This is a genomic window from Bradyrhizobium sp. HKCCYLS3070 (genome assembly GCF_051167575.1).
Classification (GTDB): Bacteria; Pseudomonadota; Alphaproteobacteria; order Rhizobiales; family Xanthobacteraceae; genus Bradyrhizobium.
The window spans coordinates 159,559-179,618 of the sequence record NZ_JBNPTI010000008.1; the positions used below are offsets into that span (position 1 = coordinate 159,559).

Genomic DNA, 20,060 nt, shown 5'->3' on the forward strand with positions numbered 1-20,060 from the left:
CACCTTTCGTGCGCCGGCCTTGCCGCCGGGTCATTGGCCCCAGGCGGCAAACGCATCCTTGAACGCGCGCTCACCGTCCGCTCCCTTCTCGATCGCCAGCACCGCCCGGCTGCCGCCATTGTAGACGATCGGGATGTCGATCCAGTCCTTGCCCTTGAGCAGCAACACGTTCCGCTTCATGTCGACATCCCCCGCCGACAGCGCGATCATGAAGAACTCCGGCGTCACCTTGGCGGTCATGGTGGTCAACGGGGTCCCGCGACCCGCTTCCTTGGGCTTCATGCTGACGCCCTTCAAGGTCTCCACCCCGGCGTGAGACGGGTCGTCCGGCCAGTTGAACTTGATCTCCATGATGTGGCTCGCCGGCATTTCGGCTTCCTTGTTTGGACGCAGCGACAACGTCGCCGTCATCCTCTTGTCGATCTCGACATCGCCTTTGATCGAGGCTGGCACCGCTCCTGCCGCAGGCTCGACATGCCAGGTGACTTTCCCGAGATAGCGCTTGCCGTGCGGATCCTGCGGATCCTCCTGGTATAGCACGGCGTGTGACACCATCGTCTCGGTCGCGCTCCCCGTGGTGATCGCATCGCCGCCAGCACCGCCCCTGGCGTCAGGCGTTATCCGATCCGCGATGACCTTGCGCGGCTCGGCGGCGGCCGGCGAGGCGGCATTCCAGGAGACCGGGAGTCGGTTCAAGACCGTCTGCCAGGACGTCGTGATCCGGCTCGCCGCCGGCTGCCAGTAGATCGATGCGCCAGCCACCGCGACTGCCAAGCCGGCGGCAGCGGCCATCATGTGCCGGCGGAGCGAGCGGTGTGGACGCCTCGCTCCATGATCAGGCCGCGGACGCCGACCCGGCGACAGCGCGCGATGATCGATATGCACGGCGTCGCGCTCCGACTCGGCTTGGCAGCGCGTCGTCGTCTCGGACAGTTCCGCCGGGCGGGCGAGCACGGCCACCCGCGCGATGGTGGCATCGTCGGCCGGCGACCTCGCAGCCTCCGCGAGCCGATCGGCCACGGGCGGCTCATTCTCCGCGATGTCGACCGGCGCTGCGGGCGCGACGGACGCCGGCGGCGCAGAGGCGGGCGTATCAGACGACGAGGCGGCACGCGTTTCATCGGTCGCGACCTCATGCTCGCGGCGCCGCGTTGGACGCGCCCCGATGCCGGCGCCGGCGCGGTTGCCCAGCCAATCCGGCACCGGACTCTCGATCGAGATGGCCGGCTCAGCGCGTTGCTCCGAGAGCCGCGCCAGCGACAGGCTTTCGGCCACCGTGGCGATCTCGTCTTCCAGCGAATAGGCGCGGCGCGTTACGGATCGCGCGGATGCCGGGTGATCCTCCGCCGCGCCAGTGAGCCGCGCGGCAGCCGGATGCGGGCTGGTCGCCGGCTGTGCCGATGGCTGCGGTGAGCCGACGGCTGCAAGCGCGACCGGATCGACCCGGCGAGCGTGCTCCCGAAGTCTGATCATCCGGTCGGGAAACAGCATCTTGACGAAATCGCAGAGCGCTGCGCCCGGCAGCAGGAACTGGCGCATGGCCGCCGGACCGCTGCGCAGGATGCTGCGTGCGATGGTTTCGATGTCGTGATCACCTTGCGCGACGCGCTCGCTGGTCTGCCGATCGTCCTCGATGACGACGACCTTGCGGGCCCGGAGCATCGCAGTGAGTTCGCGCAGATCGGATTGCGAGGCATCGTCGATGACGACGAGATCAAATGCGCCGAGCCGGGCCGGTAGCTGCTCGGCCACGCGCCATGCCGGCACGAGCTGGCATGGGATGCCTTCGTAGCAGCTCTCGAGTGCCTCGCGTGCAGCCTGACGCAACCGGCATGCGGTGGGGCCGGAACAGGTCGCTGCCATCTTTCTCAGTGTGGTCATGAACACGGTGAGCGCCTGCCTCATGGCGCTGCCGGTGTTCTGTGCCAGGCCGAGATGCATCCGTGCCACGACGACCTGGCCGAACAGCTCGCGCAACTGCATCTCCAGCGCCGCGCGCTGATCGGACAGGTCCTGCAAACGCTGATGCTGACCGATGCCTTCGGTCTGCCGCATCAGCACCGCCCAATTCCAGGCCATCATCCAATCTGCAACGAGCACCGGATCCCCGGTCTGCGGATGTGCCGGCTCGGTCCTGATCCGCCGGGCGAAGGCGTCCGCTCCGGCCTCGGTGATCGCTCGGCAGACCTCGTCGAGCAGTTCGATATCCTGGCGCCGGTCGTGCAGCGACTGCAGCCGGGTGCGAAGGGTGCTCCAGCGCGCCTCGATGTCGCGCGGGTCGACACCGTCGCGGCCGATCTGCGAGAGCACGTCGGCATGAGCCTGCGTTGCGAGCTTGCCGCTGCCGCCAAACAGCTCGTTCAGCCGGGTGAGCTCCAGCCGCTGCTTGCCGATGCGGAGAGCCATGCTCCTCACTGCGGCCGCGAGCGCGGACAGTCTTCGGCCGTCACCGAGCAATCCGGCGATCGCGTCGTCCGGCATCGACAGCTTCGGTGCAGCGGTGAGAACATTGCGCTTCGCCAGCGCCGCCAGCACGATCGCGGCCTCGACGCTTTTGACGACGCGCTCGTGACCGTGGAACGTGTGAGAGGAGTCCGGCTCGGGCGCAGGCGCACCGATTTCGGCCGCCAGCGATCGCCATCTGGCGTCGAGCGAATGCAGGTGACGACGCCAGGTCAGATAGTCGCGAACATGGCCCCAGTCGGCCGCGCCTTTCGGCGCGAAGCCAGCCACCCTGATCGCCTCCACGGTCTGCTTCAACGCACGGCCGGACAGGGAGAATGTCGCGAACGGCCTTGCTCCGGCCGACAGCCGTTCGACAATCGTGAGCAGTTCCTGGCTGGCGAAGGCGTCCGCCGGCGTTTCCACCGGCCGAACCAGGAAGCCGGCACGTTGCGACAGCAGGGACGACGCATCGCGGGCAAAATCGACGAGGATGCCACCGTCAACCGACATTGCATCGGCCTTGCGGCCGACCGGCGACAGCGCTGCGAGCCAGGGCTCGTCGGCAATGACCCGGTGGGCCGCCGCGAGTGCGTCGAGGTCGCCGGCGAGCAAGTCCGCTCCGTTCGGCCCGAGCTCCGCGATGATCTGGCAGGCAAGCCGGCCGTCATGGCTTTCGCCGTCGATCCGTGCCGGCTGCAGGTCCTCGTGCAAACGTCTCACGGTCACGGCGTCCGGCAGGGCCGCGATTTCCGGGAGCGCGTCGTCGACATATGCGAGATCGGCACCCAGCCGAACACGCGCCTCACGGGCCTGCTCGACCGCCGCAACCAGAAGGTCGTTCTCACTCACGAATCGTGATGGCTGGTCGGTGAACCAGGCATAGGCGTCGCGGTCGGCGATCAGCGTCGTCAACGCGTCGAACGGCAGGTCGGGGACACCGGATGACCGCAGCATGCTGCGGCTGGCGATGTCTGCGAACCCGTCATCGAGACGCGATATCTCGACGCTGGTCGCGATGATGTCGCGCTCCAGCCGATTGACCTGTTCCGCCTGCGCGCGCGGGTTCGTGGTCTTGAGGATCGACAGCAGCCGGCTGACGACTGTCCCCGCATGCTTCAAGACGTCCTTGTCGGAGCCGGTCAGATCGACGGTCAGATCACGGACGGCGCGCGGCAGCTTCTCGGACAACAGTCCGAGTGCAGCCTCGTTGCGCGAGACGACGAGAACGCGCAGGCCCATTGCGAGGTGATGGCAAACCAGGTTGACGAGGGTGGACGTGCGCTCGGACCCGCGCGCGCCTTGCACGACAAGTCCGTCCGATCGCCGGAGCTGTCGTACGACCTCCATCTGGTCGGAGTTCGTCGGCAGCGGAAAGAACAGGTCGCCGTGATCCGCCGCGATCTGCGCATCCGGCCCGACGTCGATCGGGTCACCGATCACGCCGGATAGACGACGGCGCGTGCCGTCATGGGCTTCGTGGTCCGGCGCGCCAAGCAGGAGGCGAGACAGTGCGGCCAGGCAGCAAGCGTCGCCGGGCGCGTATTCGATCGCTCGCTTCAGCCGCTCGATGTCGCGCAACAGCAGCGCGTCCGAGCGCGGCCGCGCAAAGATCACCCAGCGATCGGAGACGACCAGTTGCTCGTCCTCCTCGGGAAGCAGCAACGCCGAGTCGGGCATGGTGGGACAGTAGATCCCATGCGGGTCGAGCTGTGAGCCGATGGCGCTGAGAACCGGCTCGAAGCTGGCGGGCTGGAATGGCGAAAGCTCGTTGCCGCGCTCGATCGTCTCGAGTAACTGCTCGGCCGTTTGCCCCGCCAATCCGGTCGCTGATGTCAGCGGTTCGAACGCCTTGAGGTTGACCGTCGCGCCGACCATGCGGGGCCGGATTCTGATTTCGGTGTCGGAGCCATCGAGGACCTCGATCTCGACCAGGCGTTCGAGCAGCGGAAGATCCAACTCGCGGCCTTGTTGCCGCCAGCGTGACACGCCAATGCCCCACACGATTTCGCAGCTGCCATCGTTGCCTCCGGCTCCCGCCACGCGAGCCATCTCGCGCAATCGCTGGTGAACCGCGATGGTCTTGCGGCGTAGCCGCTCGGCCGCGGCCCAATTGGTCCACGAGCCGGCGAGATAGCGGTCCAGACGCTCGACGATGTCCGGGCGTTGCTCAAGATGCAATCGCACGTTCCAGAGCCCGGCGGCCTCCTCCGAGCCGTTCGCCGGCGAGCAGTGCTCGGCGCGTGCGTGACCGGCCGCGATCAGCCGGTCTTTTTCCGCCGCGTGCACCGTGATCGTCACGCGTTGCCGAACCAGCGGGCGACGGTCCGGATCAGCGGACACGTCAATCCACATCGCCAGGTCGTACTCGACGGCGGGAGGATCGGTGGCGACCAGGCGTTCGATGGAGAGCCACACGGGGCCATCAGCGTCGAACGTGTTGTAGGTAATGCCGGGCAGCTTCTCCAGCTCGTGCTGATGAAACACGAAGCATTGTCCGCCCGCAAGCCGATGGTCAGACAGGCGCGCGACCGCACGTGCATCGCGCAGGATCATCTCGGTGAGATACCCAAGAACATTCTGCAACGGTCCGGCCGCCGGCTCCAACCGATGGACAGCGTTCATAGTGCCTCTCCGATGATAGCGGCGACCAAGCGAAGCAATCGGTTCACCTCAACTCCCGTCCTGACGTCCGTCCCGCTTTGCAGAAAATTCCGTCACGCGCGTCGAAGAAGATGGACGTATCTGACTGTTCACGATCCTGATGTGGTCAGACGACGTCTTCGTCGATGGCATTCGAGGGAATACTGAAGCCAACGTCAGATAGACCACACTAACTGGCGAATAATAACGTCACGCAATGCGGCGTAATGATGGGAGCGAGTCCGGGCGTGTCGTCGACCCTGAAAACTGCGCCAACTGATTTGTTATCATTTCGAGAACCACCGTTGTCGGTTCGCGTAACCGGTTTAGAATCTCTTTAAAGAAGCCGAGCGCCTTTCCGGTTTGACTGCCTTGATCGGAAGGGGCTGGTATTCGCGTGCGTAGATGCGACATCTCCACGAGAGAAGCGTGCGGCGTCTTGCCGCAATCTCAGTCGCGTCCGCTTGCGGCTTTTCGTTGGATTCCATTGCTTCGTCCGAGCTGCGCCATCGCGCGAACGCAATTTCTTTCGGAGTAGGGCCGTCGTTGGCGAAGTGTGACGTCGCTTATTACTTCGCGATGTAAAGGCATGAATGCAGCTCTACGCTGCGCCGCCCGACGCTCCGCACGCCGGACATGAACCCAGCAGCAATTATCAATGACTGAAAACACTTAGCCAGATCTCGGCAGGCGTCCAAGCGATTGGTAGGCCAGCCGCGCCTCTGCCGCGCAACGAGCGCCGCCCAAGTGCTGACACGCGAGCATCTCCGACGAGCCCAAGTATCGACATCGCGGGCTTCTAGCGCGAATGGCTCGCAGTCGCGCACGAATTCTGTGCTCACGGCGGCGCGGGCGAAGGGGATGCACGTCCGCGCATCATCATGGGGAGGTTTGACTGATGGTCTTGATTAGCTGCAGCGGAAGGCGCGCAGATTGCTCCGCGTCTTCACACGACGGCGCTTTGAGTATTGGCAAAGGCGGCGGCCCGCTTCGCGGCCGCGACCGACTCCTGCCATCTCTGCTTGCCGCCGTATCGACATTGGCGTTGAGCGCCGCAGCAGCCCAGGCGGCCGACGCCGGCTCGGCGCGGTCCACGGACGGGGCAGCCGTCAAAGCGCTGATGGCGAAGCTCGAGTCCATGGAGCAGCGCATCAACAGTCTTCAAGTCGAGCTCAAGGACGCCAAGGCAAAGAAGACGACCAGCGTCGGGCAGTCCGCATCACTCGCATCTCGCCGCCCGGCCGACCCGATGCCTCTGATCGGCGCCAAGGACGCGCGTGCCGGAGGTGCGAAAGCCTCCGACAACGCGCAGGCTGCGTCCAGCCAGCCGGTCGGCAACGCCATGGCGCTCGCCGACTCGAAGGACGTCAGGGACAGTGGGTCGAAGGGGGCTGATGCCGGACCATCGCCATCCCCGGCATCACGGCTGGCGGCAGCGTTCGCCGATTCGGATTCCAAGCCGCGATTCCTGCCGGCAGCAGATCTAAAAGCACCTGCGCCGCAGCCCAGCAGAGACCTGTTCGGCGCCGCGCCGTCGCCGGTCCCCGGCATGAAGATCGGCATGTACGGCGAGATCAAGCTCGGCTCGATGCAAAATCCCGCAGCGAACGGTCAGTGGCAGAACGGCTTCGACATGGCCCGCCTTGTCTTGCTGCCAACCTATCAGGTCAATGACTCCATCACCTTCAACGCGGAGCTGGAATGGGAGCATGGCGGCACCGCATTCGATAACGACGACAAGCTGCATGGTGCGGTCGAGGTCGAGCAGGCCTTCTTCGACATCAAGTTCAACGACCACTTCACCCTGCGTTCGCCGGGTATCGATCTCATCCCGATCTCCTTCACCAACCTGTATCACGAGCCGACGCTGTTCTACAGCGTGCAGCGGCCGGAGCTTGCCAACGGCCTGATCCCGACGACGTGGTACGCACCATCGGCAGGGTTTCACGGCAAAATCATCGACGGCTTGAACTATCAGTTCCAAGTCAGCCAGAGCGCGGAGGATTTCGGCGACGGATTCGATCATCGCGGCGACAATGGTCATATCAATCCGGGCGGCTATGAAGGCGGCATCAACGGCTCGGAAGCGCTCGCGCTCTCGCGAGCGCCGATCGGCGATTTCCGGCAGCTGAGCAACCAGCTCGCCTATACGCTGCGGCTGAGCTACACGCCGTCGTTCCTTCCCGGCTTTGCCGGAAGCTCGGCGATCTATTATTCGCCGAACGTCACGCCGCGGGGCGCCTATGCGACGCTGCCGGACGGCAGCGAGGTGCCGCTCGGCAAGAACGCGATGACGATCTTCAATACCGAGGCCCGCTATCGCGTTCCGAACACCGGGCTGGAGCTGCGGGCTGAATATGCCCACGTAAACTTCTCCAATCCGGAGAACCTCCGCGCCAACAATGATCTCGTCGACGACAACAACGTCGGCAAGAACATGTGGGGCTACTCCGGCGAGATCGCCTACCACTTCAGGGCGCCCAACGACTACGACATCGTGCCGTTCTATCGCTATACCCGACAGAACTTCCAGACGTCGGGCATGCTCGGCTCCGATCTCACCAACGGCCTGAACAACATCACGGGCAGCGGTGACATGACGTTCCACGACGTCGGCCTTGCCGTGTTTCCGAATCCCAGCCTGGTTTACAAGCTGAACTACACCAAGGTGATCGATCACAGCGCGGCGGGGGCGATGTCCGACCGGGTTCTCGCGGGCGTCGGCTGGCTCTGGTAGCCGACCGACGCGAGCAGGGGCCGCGGCCTGCCGGCAGCGGCGTCTCCTCGCAAGACACAGGTTGGAGCACCCGGGCGGAGCGCGACCGCTCTCCGCCCGGGTGTGCCTCGAAACCTAGAACGGACTCGGCAGATCGGGTGGGCGGGCGAGTGGTTGAAATTGCTGATTTGAGCGCAGCTTGGCTGCGATGCCGCACGCTCGCAACGTTGCTCACGATGTCGATCGCGTTGGCGGGCTGCAACCCGGCGACGCTCGGCAGCGATAGCCGCGGCGATGATGTGCTTGACAAGGTCGGCCGGATCGACCTTTCGCCGCGCTATCTCAGGCAGGCCATGCCGGAGCAGTCGCCGGCGGCGCGGCGCGCCCGTGCCGAGATCTATGGCGGCAACGACGATGCACGAGATGCCAGGGACGCGCGAGCGGAAGCGCCGGCCGCGGGCTCGCTTCCGATCCAGCAGGTGGCCGCGCATTCGCAGCCGGTTGGCAACGGGTTCGAGCTGAACTTCGAGAATACGCCGATCGCGACGGTGGCCAAGGTGGTGCTCGGCGACGTTCTCGGCGTCGGCTACACCATCGATCCAAGGATCCAGGGAACGGTCAGCCTGTCCTCGGTGCGCCCGGTCCCGAAATCGGACGTTGCCTACGTGCTCGAGAACGCGCTCCGGCTCTCGGGGACGGCGCTGGTTCGCGACAACTCCGGATACCGGCTGATTCCACTCGGCGACGCAGTGGGTGCCGGCAACGTCGATCCCGCCGGAGGCTCGGCAGAGCCCGGTTACGGCATCTCCGTGCTGCCGCTGCAATATGTCTCCGCCCCGACACTGCTGAAGCTGCTCGACAGCTTTGCGCTCAAGCCCGGCACGGTGCGCGCCGATCCCGGCCGCAACCTGCTGCTGATCCAGGGGACGGGCGCCGAGCGCCGCACCGCGATCGATGCCGCGCTGAGCTTCGATGCGGACTGGATGCGCGGACAGTCGGTCGGGATCTTTCCCATCGTCAATGGCAATCCCGAGCCGATCGTCGCCGAGCTCGAGAAGATCATGGACACCGGCGACAGCGGGCTCGGCCAGAACATGGTCAAGTTCCAGACTGTCAGCCGGATGAACGCGGTCATGGTCATCAGCCGCAAGCCGGCGCTGCTGCATACGGCGGAGACCTGGATCAAGCGGCTCGATGCCGGCAACACGCTGCGCAACAGCGTCCATGTCTACCGTGTCAAGTATGGCGAGGCGCGCCAGATGGCGCGGGTGCTGAACGACATGTTCACCGGAAACGCGGGCAGCGCGGCCGAGGGATCGTCGACTGACCTCGCTCCCGGGTCCGGAGCATCGTCGAGCTCGAGCAGCGAACGGCTCTCGGCCGCCGGCGCGACGGCTCAGTCGGGCGGCTTCGCGAGCCAGCAGCAGGGCAACGCCGGCCTGGTCGCCAACCGCGGCTTCGGCGGGGCGCCGCCGCCGACCCAGGCGGGACTCGATGCGGGATCGGAATCGCGCGCATCGGGTTCGGGCGGCAAGCCGCTCATGGAGGGCGTGCGGATCACCCCCGACGTCGTCAACAACACGCTTCTCATCTATGCCGACAGGGAAAACTACCGGCTGATCGAAGCTACCCTGCGTCAGTGCGATCGTCCGCAGCTGCAGGTCGCGATCGACGCGACGATCGCCGAAGTCACGCTCAACGATTCGCTGAACTACGGCGTGCAGGCCTATCTCACCAGCAAGAACCTCGGCCTGAGGCCGGACCAGGGCTCAGTGCTCAACACCACCTCGACATCGGCGCCGGCAACGGTCGCCTCGGCCGCGGGAACGATCACCAACGCCTTTCTCAGCCGCGCTTTTCCCGGGTTCAATTTCCTGGTCGGGTCGGAATCCCAGCCGAGCGCGATCCTCAGCGCGCTGCATACGGTCACCGACGTCAAGGTGCTGTCCAACCCATCGCTGGTGGTGATCGACAACCAGGCGGCGACATTGCAGGTCGGCGACCAGGTGCCGGTCTCGACCGGCAGCGCCACGGTGCTGACGACCAACAACACGGTCGTCAACACGATCGACTACCGCAACACCGGAATCATCCTGCGCGTCGCACCGCGGGTCAACGAGAACGGCAACGTCCGGCTGGAGATCGAGCAGGAGATCAGCAACGTCTCGCCGCAGACCGTCAACAGCCTCACGCCGACTGTCGCCCAGCGCAAGGTGAAGAGCTCGGTGGCAGTTGCCAGCGGCCAGACCGTGCTGCTGGCCGGTCTCATCAGCGAAACCCATCAGGGCACCCGCAGCGGCGTGCCGGGGATCGACCAGATCCCGGGCCTCGGCGACCTCTTCAGCAACAACGACCGCAGCCGCGGGCGGACCGAGCTGATCATCTTCATTCGCCCCCAGATCATCCGCGACGGGACCGACGCCCATTACGTCGCCGAGGAGCTGCGCTCCAAGCTGCGCGGCACGATCAGGCCTGTCTCGACAAGTGCGCTTCAGACTCCGCGGGTCAATCGATGATGCGGCATGCGACAACGGCCTTCGCTGTTCTGGCGCTCGCCTTCGGCATCGTCGCGGCCGACGCGCGGCCGCGCGGCGACGCATGGGCCGCGCTGGCGCGCGGCGAGTATGTCAGGGCGGCCGCAGCGTTGGCGCCGATGGCGCAGAGTGGACATCCGCCCGCCATGACCGCGCTCGGCTACATGTATGAAAACGGGTTCGGCGTCCCGCAGTCCTACGAGGCGGCGGTCGAGCTCTATATCGGAGCCGCCGAGCGCGGCGACCCGACGGCGCAGCACCTCTTGGGTCTGAGCTACGACAAGGGGCATGGCGTCTGCCAGGACCTCGTGCTGGCCTACAAATGGCTCAACCTTGCAGCGGCCGCAGCGCCCAATCGTCTGCGCGAACCTTATTTGCGAATCCGGGACGCCATCGCGTTCAAGATGTCGCCCGATCAGATCGCCGACGGCCAACGGCTCGCGCTCGAATGGCGGCCGACGCAGCCCGGCGGAGTTCGCGCGACCGCATCGAGTTCGGGTTTGTAGTTGTTCTAATCAGCTGACCGCAGAAGGGTCATCTTTGGTATCGAGAACGAACTGTTCGACAATCCAGACCTCGACAATGAGGTGATCGACAACGATCCGTCACGGGACGCGCCATGAGCTCGACTCCTCCTCTACGATTGGCCGACGATCTGCAGGATCGCCGGGGGGCGGTCCGGCTCGCCGCTGGACGGGTCGGCGCTGCGGCGCAGGACAGCGCGGGGATGGGATCATCGACGGCGACCAATCCCGCAGGTCCCGAGTCCGCCGACGACATCGCGCGGCAGCTCGGATTGACTCGGATCGCGCTGTCCGATTTGCTGGCGTCCAGACCGCTCACAGAACATTTTTCACGGCGCTTCCTGCGGGAGACGATGGTCTTCCCGTTCCAATCCGCCGGGCACGGACCATGCCTTGCGGTGGCGGATCCCCGCGACACCGCAGCGCTACGCGCCGCGGAGCTGGTGTTCGGCAGGGCGGTCGAGCTGGTGGTCGCCTCCGCCGAGGATGTTGCCACCGCGCTGAACCGGCTCGCGGGCGAGGACGAGCTACCGGCGCGCAACGAAACGGCTGAGCCGCAGCTGCGCGACGACGACATCGAGGGCTTGCGCGACCTCGCCACCGGAGCGCCTGTGGTACGCGCGGTCAACGATCTGTTCGAGCGGGCGGTGGAGTTGCGCGCCAGCGACATCCATGTCGAGGCGATGCGGAGCGGGCTGTCGGTCCGGATGCGTGTCGACGGCCTGCTGAAGCCGCTCCCTGAGCCGTTCGGCGTGCTGCCCCAAGCCGTCATCTCGCGCATCAAGATCGTCGCCGGGTTGAACATCGCGGAACGGCGCCTGCCTCAGGATGGCGCTGCGCGGCTTCGCATCGGCCGCATCGAGTTGGACGTGCGCGTCGCCGTGATGCCGACGCAATATGGCGAGTCGGCGGTGATCCGGCTGCTGCCCAAGGACCGTGGTCTGCTCGCGATCGAGAAGCTCGGCTTTTCTCCCCACGACGATCGATCGCTGCGCCGCCTGCTGGCGCTGCCGCACGGCATGATCGTGATCTGCGGGCCGACCGGCAGCGGCAAGACCACCACGCTCGCGACCGCGCTGTCGATCCTCAACGAGCCCACGCGCAAGATCCTCACCATCGAGGACCCGGTCGAATATGAGATCCCGGGCATCAACCAGTCGCAGGTCAAGCCGTCGATCGGGCTGACCTTCGCCTCTGCCCTGCGGTCCTTCGTGCGGCAGGATCCGGATGTCATCATGGTCGGCGAGGTGCGCGACGGCGAAACCGCCCATGTCGCTGTTCATGCGGCGCTGACCGGCCATCTCGTGCTGACCACGCTGCATACCGAGAACGCGGCGGCCGCCGTGCCGCGTTTGCTCGATCTCGGGGTCGAGGACTTTCTGTTGCGCTCGACGCTGCGCGCGGTGATCGCGCAGCGGCTGGTGCGCCGGCTGTGCGAGCGCTGCAGGTCGAAGCGGATGCTGAGCGCCGACGATCTCTGCGCGGACCCGCGCTACGCCGCGGTGGGCTTCGACGTCGGCGAGACGGTCTACGAGCCGGCTGGCTGCGAGCGCTGCGGCGGCACCGGCTATCGCGGCCGGCTCGGCATCTTCGAGGTTCTGGAGCTGAATCCGGAGATCCGGTCACTGATCCAGGGCACGACCGATGCGGCCGTGATCGACCGCAGCGCCATTCTGAACGGCATGACCACGATGCTCGACGATGGTGTCGCGAAGTGCCGGGCCGGCGCCACGTCGGTCGCGGAAATCCTGCGCGTCACAACGTTACGGTGAGCCGGTGAGCAGATTCCGCTATCGTGCACTGACCGAGAACGGCGACGTCGTGCACGGCACGATCTCGGCTGCCACGGCCAAGGAGGTGATCGACCGGATCGAGTATCTGCGGCTGCTGCCGATCGAGACCGTCGAGGAAAAGGCCACGAGCGTCCTCGCCCGCGACACTCTCGCGCTGTTCGGCGGTCCGACCCCTGGCGATGTCACGACCTTCACGCGTGATCTGGCGCTGTTGTTGAAGGCCGGAGCCCGGCTCGAGGATTCGCTCGAGCTTCTCGCTGGCGATGCCGATATCGGTCGGCTGCGTCCGATCGTCAGCCGGTTGCGATCCAGCGTCCTGGCTGGAGAAAGTTTCGCCGAAGCGCTGACGCATCATGCCTTGCAGTTTCCCGCGATGTACGTCGCGCTGGTGCGGGTCGGGGAGGTCTCGGGCACCCTCGATCATGTGCTCGATGTGCTCGGCGCCGAGCGGGCGCGCGCGGAGGCGATGCGTCGCAAGCTCAGCGACGCGATGCAGTACCCGCTGTTCGTCCTGATCGCCGCGCTTCTGGTGATGCTGTTCTTCTTCATCGTCGTGCTGCCGCAGTTCTCGGCGGTGCTGCGCGATTTCGGCGCCAGGTCCGACGCCGCCATCAACACGTTTCTCGACATCTCCGATTTCGTGCGCGGCAATGGCGCGGCGATCGCGCTGTCGGCGAGCGCGCTGATTGCTGCGGCTCTCCTCCTCCTTGGCCGCGCAAGCGTGCGCGCTGCCGTGATCGCGCGGGTCTGCCGGCTTCCGGGCCTCGCAACCGTGTTCAGGTCGTATCGCACGAGCGTATTCTGCCGCAATCTCGCGATCCTGCTCGGCAGCGGGCTGACCTTGACGGCGACGCTGCGCATCCTGGTCGACATCATGGCGGCCACCGGCAGCGCCGCGGCGTGGAACGCCGCGGCCGACCGCGTTCGTCACGGCGGCAAGCTGTCGGAAGCGCTGGCAGCGACGAACATTCTGCCGGCCATGGCCACGCGGATGATCCGGATCGGCGAGGAGACCGGGCAGCTTTCGGTCCTCGCCGGCCGCATCGCCGAGTTCTACGAGGCGAAGCTGCAGCGCGGCCTCGATCGCATCGTGGGCATCGTCGGTCCGGCCGCGATCATTCTCATCAGCACCGTCGTGGGCGGTCTCATCGTCTCGGTGATGACCGCGCTGCTGTCGGTGACGCAACTCGTCGGGTAGAACAAGATGGATCATCGCATGAAACAGTCAGGGATCAGCTGTACCGCGCGGCGGACCAACATTGCGCGCGACGACCCTCAGAGCGGCTTCACGCTCGTCGAGATGCTGGTCGTCATCGCCATCATCGGAATGATCATGGGTCTGATCGGACCGCGTGTGCTGTCATCCCTGAACGAATCCCGGGTCAAGACGGCCCGGATTCAAATTCAGAGTTTTTCGAGCGCGCTCGATCTGTTCTATCTCGACACCGGGCGCTATCCGACCTCGTCGGAAGGTCTGACCGCGCTGGTCCGGCCTGCCTCGACCATCGCAGGCTGGGCGGGTCCGTATCTCAAGGGAGGAAATGTCCCGAGCGATCCCTGGAATCACGCCTACGTCTACCGGTCGCCCGGACAGCATGTGCCCTATGAAATCGTGTCGTACGGATCGGACGGGCAGGAGGGCGGCGTGGATCTCGCCGCCGACATATCTTCGTCGATCACGATGGGTGCCAAATAACGATGGTTGGCCGTGACGGCTGCGAGGCCGGCTTCACTCTGATCGAGATGGTCTGTGTGCTCGCGATCGTCGCGCTGCTGGCGTCCGTCGCGGTCCCCGCCGTCTCGCGGCAGACCTCGCGGCCGCAACTCGAGGCCTATGCGATCGAGGCTGCTGCGCTGCTGAAGGCCGATCGCAACGCCGCGATCAGGCGAGGCTTGGAGGTCGTGACTCGCATCGACGCGCAGGCGCGCTCGCTCAGCTCGGGCGCGAATGGGCAGGTCGTTCGCTTGCCGACGGACGTGCGGGTCGAGACGGTGCTGCCGCGTCGTTGCGACGATCGGCCCGCAATCCAGACCATCAGCTTCTTCGGATCGGGCATGTCGTGCGGCGGCGTCATCACGCTCACCCATCTCGATGCGGGCTACCAAATTCGCGTCAACTGGCTGACAGGAGGGATCGAGATTGTCCCGAGCACTGGTCTGTCGAACCGCTAGGCCGACGGCAGGATTTGCCCTGATCGAGACATTGGTCGCGCTCGCGATCATGGCGGTGTCGCTCGTCGCCATCGGCGCGCTCATGGGGTCCTCGGCGCGCGGCAGCAGGAAGCTGGAGCAGCACGTCGCTCTGGTACAGGCGGCCTATAACGCGCTGTGGCTGGCCTTTCCGTCCCGCCTGCGGCCGGCATCGCCGACCCAGTCAGGGGAGTCGACGGCACATCTCTGGCGCGCGCAGGCGGAGCCATTCGCCATCGATGGCGGCGCACCGGACAGCGCGTCGGCGTGGATCCCAATGAAGATCGTGCTCCAGGTGCGATCGCCATCGGGCGCGACCATGGAGCTGGAAACCATCCGGCTGTTTCGAAGGCGGGCCGAGTGATGGCGACGCGGAGCAACGATACTCAAGCTGGCTTCACCCTCGTGGAAGTCCTCGTCGCCATGGTCTTGATGGGGCTGCTGATCTCCGCGCTGCTCGCGATCACATCGCAATGGCTGCCGAACTGGGATCGCGGCCTGTATAGCATCCAGCGCAGCGAATCCATCAGCATGGCGCTCGATCGCATCGGCGCCGATATCGCGGCCTCCGAATTCATCAAGCCGGATGGGCAGGCCAAGTCGGTTCTGTTCGACGGATCGGAGACGTCGATCACGCTCGTCCGAACGGCGCTCGGACCGCATCGGGGCCGGGGACTGGACGTGGTCCGCATCACCGAAGGCGGCGGCGATGGCGCGGCGTTGACCCGCACCCGCGCGGCATTCGCGCCCGGCAGTCCGTCCGCCCGGGATTTCGGTGATCCGGTGGTGCTGCTGAAGGCGCCGTACCGGGTGTCGTTTGCCTATGCGGGGACAGACCGGATCTGGAGTCCATCGTGGCAGAATGCAGAAAGGCTGCCTGCGGCCGTGCGGGTGACGGTGCACGACGGAAGCCGCGCAAGCGCACCGTCGCTGTCACGGATCGCCGTCATTCGTGTTTCGGCGCCGCCCGACAGCGTCTGCCGGCCCGCGGACCCCACCTGCGACAGACACGCTCTCTCGGCCGATGCAACGGTCGGGCGCGCCTCCACAGCATCGAAGCAATGATGATGTGGCGACAGAAGCACCCGCGAGATCCGGATCCCGATGATCGGGAAGGCGGCTTCGTACTCATTGCGGTGCTGTGGCTCCTGGTCTCGCTGGCTGGACTGGCAGGAGCCTTGTCCGTCTATCTCGTCAGCACCTCTCAACGCCTGTCGCTCGATGATGCTCGCCTGCGATCGGCGGCGCTGGCCTCGGCAGGCCTCGAGCTTGCGGCCTACAGATTGTCCGCGTCGCCGAAGCCGCAGCGCCCCGCCGCCGGCGCGTTTTCATTCCGGCTCGATCATGCGCAGGTTTCGGTCACGTTCCGGTCGGAAGCCGCCCGAATCGATCTCAACCAGGCATCCAGGCAGATGCTGGCCAACCTGTTCGAGGTTCTCGGCGCGCGCGCGGACAAGGCCGGCGAGTATGCCGAGCGGATCGTCGGCTGGCGAACGCCGCCGGCTGACAACGTTGCGGACGCGGAGCGCGATCTCTACCGCACGGCCGGCGCGGACTACATGCCTCGTTCCGCGCCGTTCGCAAACGTCGAGGAGCTTCGGCTGGTGCTCAACCTGCCGCCGCCGCTGGTCGACAGAGCCATGTCCTTCGTCACCGTCTTCAGCGGCCGGCGCGAGATCGACGCGCTGGAGGCCGCCCCCGAGGTGGTGGCCGCGCTTCCCGGGATGACCCAGGAGCAGTTGAAGAGCTTCCTCGATCAGCGGGCCGGCCTGCGCCGCGACGTCAGGTCGCTCAACGCGGCGCTGGGGCCGGCGCGCGCCGGAGCGACCTTGGAGGTCGCCGATGCCGTCCGCGTGTGGGTCACGATCGGCTTTGACGGCGGTCGCAGGGCCGCAACGGAAGCGGTCATCCTGCTGGGCGATGGTGAGGATCCTTACCGCGTCCTGGCGTGGCGCGATGATGTCAACACTCCGGGGATGCTTCGGCCAACAGGAAAGGCGCCGAGATGACGATGTCGACGCGCGTGCGCCGCGAACTGGCGGCCTGGATCGGCTCCGTCGCCGAAGCCGTGGTGGCCGCGATAGGCCGGCTCACCATCAAGCCGTCTGTCCGGCTGATCGAGATTGAACGGAACGTCTTCATCATGCGGATGCTCGCGCGACCCGGGCGATCCGTCCCGCCCGATTGTCGCATTCTCCTGCCGGACGGCGACGCGAGCCTGCCCGCGCCTCCGGAGAGCTGGAAGGCGGCCGTTCACGGCAGCCGGATCGAAGTCGTGCTGAGGCCGGACCGTTTTCTCTGGCGGCCGCTGGATCTGCCCAAGCGCGCCGTCGAGTTTCTCGATGCCATGGTCCGCTCGCAGCTCGACCGGTTGACGCCGTGGTCGGCGCATGAGGCCGTGTTCGGCAGGACTGCGCCGGTCGAGATATCGAGTGAGCGCATCCAAACAACCGTGATCGCCGCGCCAAGGCCGAAGCTGGAATCTCTCATTCGCCTCGCCGAGTCCTGGCGGGCTGGATCGATCATCCTGTTTGCTGCGCCTGAGACGGCGCCGATGCCGGTCGACGACCGGCTCACCGCAACCAATGCAACGAGGTTGACCGAGCAGCGCCTGGGGGGATCGCTCGACGTCGGCCGTGTCAGTCGGGTCCTGGCCGCTCTGTTGATCGTCGCCGCAATCTCAGCGGCGCTGTCTTTCGCGGCGGGGAGCCTGCTGGGCGAGAGGCTGGACGAGCAGCAAGGCCAGCTCACGCGGAGGATATCCGAGCGGCGCGCAGCGCTGCGCCTCGATCTGCAGGGCACCGACAACGCCGCGCTGCGAGGCCTGATGCGACGCAAGCAGGAAAGCCCCGCGGCGGTCGTGCTGATGGAGGCGCTGTCCCGGATACTGCCCGACAACACGTATGTGACCGAGCTGCGGATCGAGAAAGACAGACTGCAAATCGTCGGAATGACCCAGGATGCGCCGGCACTGGTCAAATTGATCGAGCAGTCGGCGCACTTCACGCGCGCGACCTTCTTCGCGCCGACCACGCGTTCGGCTGACGATCCCGGACAACGGTTCCATATCGAAGCGGGCATCAAGCCCCATTTTGGACTTGGCACATGAGCGTCGCAAAGCTCGTCACGGACAATTCCGCATCGCCCTCGATCGCCGCCGCCGCCTATGCGGGACTGCTGATCGTGCTGATCTCGGTCACGGTGCTGTCGATCAAGAGCATGATCGATCAGCGCAGCGAAGTGATCTCGCTCGCCGATACACTCCACCTGTTCGACGCCCACAGCATGGCGGCCGCGCGTCAGGACGGCAACGGCGATGCCGGCATGACGGGATCGGCCTTTCTCGAAGGACCGACGGTGACCGTGGCAGGAGCAGCGCTGCTGCAGCGCCTCGGCGACGTGGTGACGCGTCACGGCGGCAGCGTGTCGTCGTCGCAGCTCGATGTGCAGGGCCCCCGCGCCAAGGACGGTCATATCAGCGGGAGCGCGAGCTTCGAGGCCGGTCAGTCCGATCTGCAGCCGATCCTCTACGATCTGGAGGCCGGCATGCCCTGTCTGTTCGTCGACGAACTGGTCGTCGAGGGGAACGCGCCCGCGGCGGCATCCGGCGGAAAACTACGCGTGCTGATGACGGTCTCCGGACAATGGCAGGGCCCGCAATGAGCAGTCGCGCCAAGCTTTGCATGATCAGCTGTTGCAGCGTTCTGGCGGTGGCGTCGGCGTTCGGCATCGCCCATTCGACCGGTCTGGACGTCTCGGGAGCGGTCTCCGCCGAACAGCCGAGCGGACCGGCGCAAGCCTCGTCCATCGCGCAGCGAACGCCATCGCGAACCGGCAACCCATTATGGGGCATTCCGCTCGAGCAATTGTCGGCGACGCGCGAGCGCCCGCTATTTTCGCCGTCTCGCCGCCCTCCGCCGACGGAGGCTCCGCTGCCGGCCGTCGTGGAGGCTCCGGTGGTGCAGGAGCCGCCCGCACCGGAACGGCCGCAACTCGCGCTCGTCGGCACCGTCGTGAACGGGGACCGCGGCCTTGCGGTGTTCGTCGATACGAGCAGCAAGACGCCGTTGCGGATCAGAACCGGCGCGGACTATCAGGGGTGGACGCTGCGTCTCGTCGAGGCGAGATCGGTCACGCTGCAACGGGGCGAGGACGTCACCGTTCTCACGCTGCTGCCGGCGCAGGCGCCGGCCCAGCCGACGAATTCAGCTAGCGAAAGCTTTGCCCAGATGCCGTCAACCCCCACGGCGCCTCCGCTGGCTCAAGCAGGGCCGCCCTTTCTGTCGCCCGAGTCGAGGCTGCTCCGGATGCATCAACGCCAACGCTCGGGACGCCGTCAATTGTAAGGATGGATCCGATCTGGATCGAAGCGTGACGATAGGCGCCGGCAGGCCGCACCGACAAAAGCGATGCGGCTCTCGGTCGATGGCGCTCAGCGCTTGCACAATCCGCTCGTCAGCACCCATCCCTTGTCCGTGAGAGCCGCGGAGACGATGTCGAAATACAGGCGCTTGTCGGGGTCGTCCTCCGATACGAAAGAGACCTGGCACAGGAAACGCCCGCCCACGTCGCCCTTGTCGCAGGTCGCCTCGACGATCTTGAGGCCCTTGTCGTGGCGGACGCCGGATGACGGCGCCTCCTGCTCATAGGCCTTCTGGATGATCTCGGTGGTCGGTGCTCCACAGGCCATGCCGGTTACGTTGCAGGCCCATGCGAGAACAACAGCAAGCAGCATCGTTCGGTCTCCTCGGAGCGGGGCACTCACAAACATGTCCAGCAGCGTTCGCGTCCGACACGATCTCATGAGCTTCATGGCGAGCTACGAGAGCTGGTTGTCGTTTTTGTGTCGCTGCTGTCCGCCACGCGCACAACGCAGGCGTCTGGACGTGTAGTTAGATCGATTCTTAAACGCCGGTCGGCAATTCTCACAAAGCGAAAGAAAACGTCACAAAGGAGCCACCCGACATGGCGACGAAGGCCGAGGGGACGATGCGGCAGATCGGCTGATGAGTTCGGACTGCTCATTCGAATTCCGCATCCCGGGGACGGCGATCGTTCCTACCGGTGTATCTCGAGCCAGATGGGGATCAGGCATGTTAGTTGGGCGTGTGCGCAAGCCAACTCTGCGATTACTGACGTCGGCGGCCGCGATGTTGGCCGGTTTGACCGTTGCGGGTCCTGCGGCGCAGGCCCACGATCTGGCCGAGCCGACGGTGTT

Annotated in this window: 15 protein-coding genes; 13 read left to right on the forward strand and 2 right to left on the reverse strand. The window is 65.9% G+C overall.

The window, feature by feature from the left end; genetic code table 11:
* Positions 1–30: 30 nt before the first annotated feature.
* Positions 31–5,067 (reverse strand): helicase, encoded by a 5,037-nt coding sequence (locus ACQR03_RS23660; RefSeq protein ID WP_434841939.1) that lies wholly within the window; start codon positions 5,065–5,067, stop codon positions 31–33.
* 916 nt (positions 5,068–5,983) lie between these two features.
* On the opposite strand from ACQR03_RS23660, the gene ACQR03_RS23665 reads away from it, so the two are divergent.
* The 13 genes from ACQR03_RS23665 to ACQR03_RS23725 all read left to right on the forward strand — a co-directional run bounded on the left by ACQR03_RS23665 (position 5,984) and on the right by ACQR03_RS23725 (position 19,188).
* Entirely contained in the window at positions 5,984–7,822 is a 1,839-nt protein-coding gene (locus ACQR03_RS23665; RefSeq protein WP_434841940.1) for a hypothetical protein, read from the forward strand.
* A gap of 137 nt (positions 7,823–7,959) precedes the next feature.
* Positions 7,960–10,317, forward strand: coding sequence for a type II secretion system secretin GspD (gene gspD / locus ACQR03_RS23670; protein ID WP_434841941.1), 2,358 nt, complete (start codon positions 7,960–7,962; stop codon positions 10,315–10,317).
* Positions 10,314–10,841, forward strand: a complete 528-nt coding sequence (locus ACQR03_RS23675; RefSeq protein ID WP_316202517.1) for a tetratricopeptide repeat protein — start codon at positions 10,314–10,316, stop codon at positions 10,839–10,841. Before gspD ends, ACQR03_RS23675 begins: the two co-directional genes overlap by 4 nt.
* Before the next feature lie 113 nt (positions 10,842–10,954).
* A complete protein-coding gene (locus ACQR03_RS23680; protein WP_316202518.1) occupies positions 10,955–12,631 on the forward strand; it encodes a GspE/PulE family protein in 1,677 nt (558 codons plus the stop codon).
* A gap of 4 nt (positions 12,632–12,635) precedes the next feature.
* Positions 12,636–13,850, forward strand: coding sequence for a type II secretion system F family protein (locus ACQR03_RS23685; protein ID WP_315752021.1), 1,215 nt, complete (start codon positions 12,636–12,638; stop codon positions 13,848–13,850).
* Between the two features lie 18 nt (positions 13,851–13,868).
* Positions 13,869–14,348 (forward strand): type II secretion system major pseudopilin GspG, encoded by a 480-nt coding sequence (gene gspG / locus ACQR03_RS23690; RefSeq protein ID WP_315715586.1) that lies wholly within the window; start codon positions 13,869–13,871, stop codon positions 14,346–14,348.
* A 2-nt stretch (positions 14,349–14,350) separates the two neighbouring features.
* Positions 14,351–14,824, forward strand: coding sequence for a prepilin-type N-terminal cleavage/methylation domain-containing protein (locus ACQR03_RS23695; protein ID WP_316186015.1), 474 nt, complete (start codon positions 14,351–14,353; stop codon positions 14,822–14,824).
* A complete protein-coding gene (locus ACQR03_RS23700) occupies positions 14,793–15,206 on the forward strand; it encodes a type IV pilus modification PilV family protein (RefSeq protein ID WP_315752020.1) in 414 nt (137 codons plus the stop codon). Before ACQR03_RS23695 ends, ACQR03_RS23700 begins: the two co-directional genes overlap by 32 nt.
* Entirely contained in the window at positions 15,206–15,907 is a 702-nt protein-coding gene (locus ACQR03_RS23705) for a PulJ/GspJ family protein (protein WP_316202519.1), read from the forward strand. The genes ACQR03_RS23700 and ACQR03_RS23705 overlap by 1 nt, the downstream gene beginning before the upstream one ends.
* 2 nt (positions 15,908–15,909) lie before the next feature.
* On the forward strand, positions 15,910–16,851 hold the full coding sequence (locus ACQR03_RS23710; RefSeq protein WP_316172183.1) for a general secretion pathway protein GspK: 942 nt from the start codon (positions 15,910–15,912) through the stop codon (positions 16,849–16,851).
* Positions 16,848–17,951, forward strand: a complete 1,104-nt coding sequence (locus ACQR03_RS23715; protein ID WP_316202520.1) for a PilN domain-containing protein — start codon at positions 16,848–16,850, stop codon at positions 17,949–17,951. Before ACQR03_RS23710 ends, ACQR03_RS23715 begins: the two co-directional genes overlap by 4 nt.
* Positions 17,948–18,505, forward strand: a complete 558-nt coding sequence (gspM, locus tag ACQR03_RS23720; RefSeq protein ID WP_315715591.1) for a type II secretion system protein GspM — start codon at positions 17,948–17,950, stop codon at positions 18,503–18,505. The genes ACQR03_RS23715 and gspM overlap by 4 nt, the downstream gene beginning before the upstream one ends.
* A 47-nt stretch (positions 18,506–18,552) precedes the next feature.
* The gene (locus ACQR03_RS23725) at positions 18,553–19,188 is read left to right on the forward strand and encodes a hypothetical protein (RefSeq protein WP_315715592.1); all 636 of its coding nucleotides are present in this window, start codon (positions 18,553–18,555) and stop codon (positions 19,186–19,188) included.
* An 86-nt stretch (positions 19,189–19,274) separates the two neighbouring features.
* Here ACQR03_RS23725 and ACQR03_RS23730 read toward each other — a convergent pair whose 3' ends face one another.
* Complete coding sequence (locus ACQR03_RS23730; protein ID WP_315715593.1) at positions 19,275–19,577, reverse strand: hypothetical protein; 303 nt, start codon at positions 19,575–19,577, stop codon at positions 19,275–19,277.
* Positions 19,578–20,060: the final 483 nt, after the last annotated feature.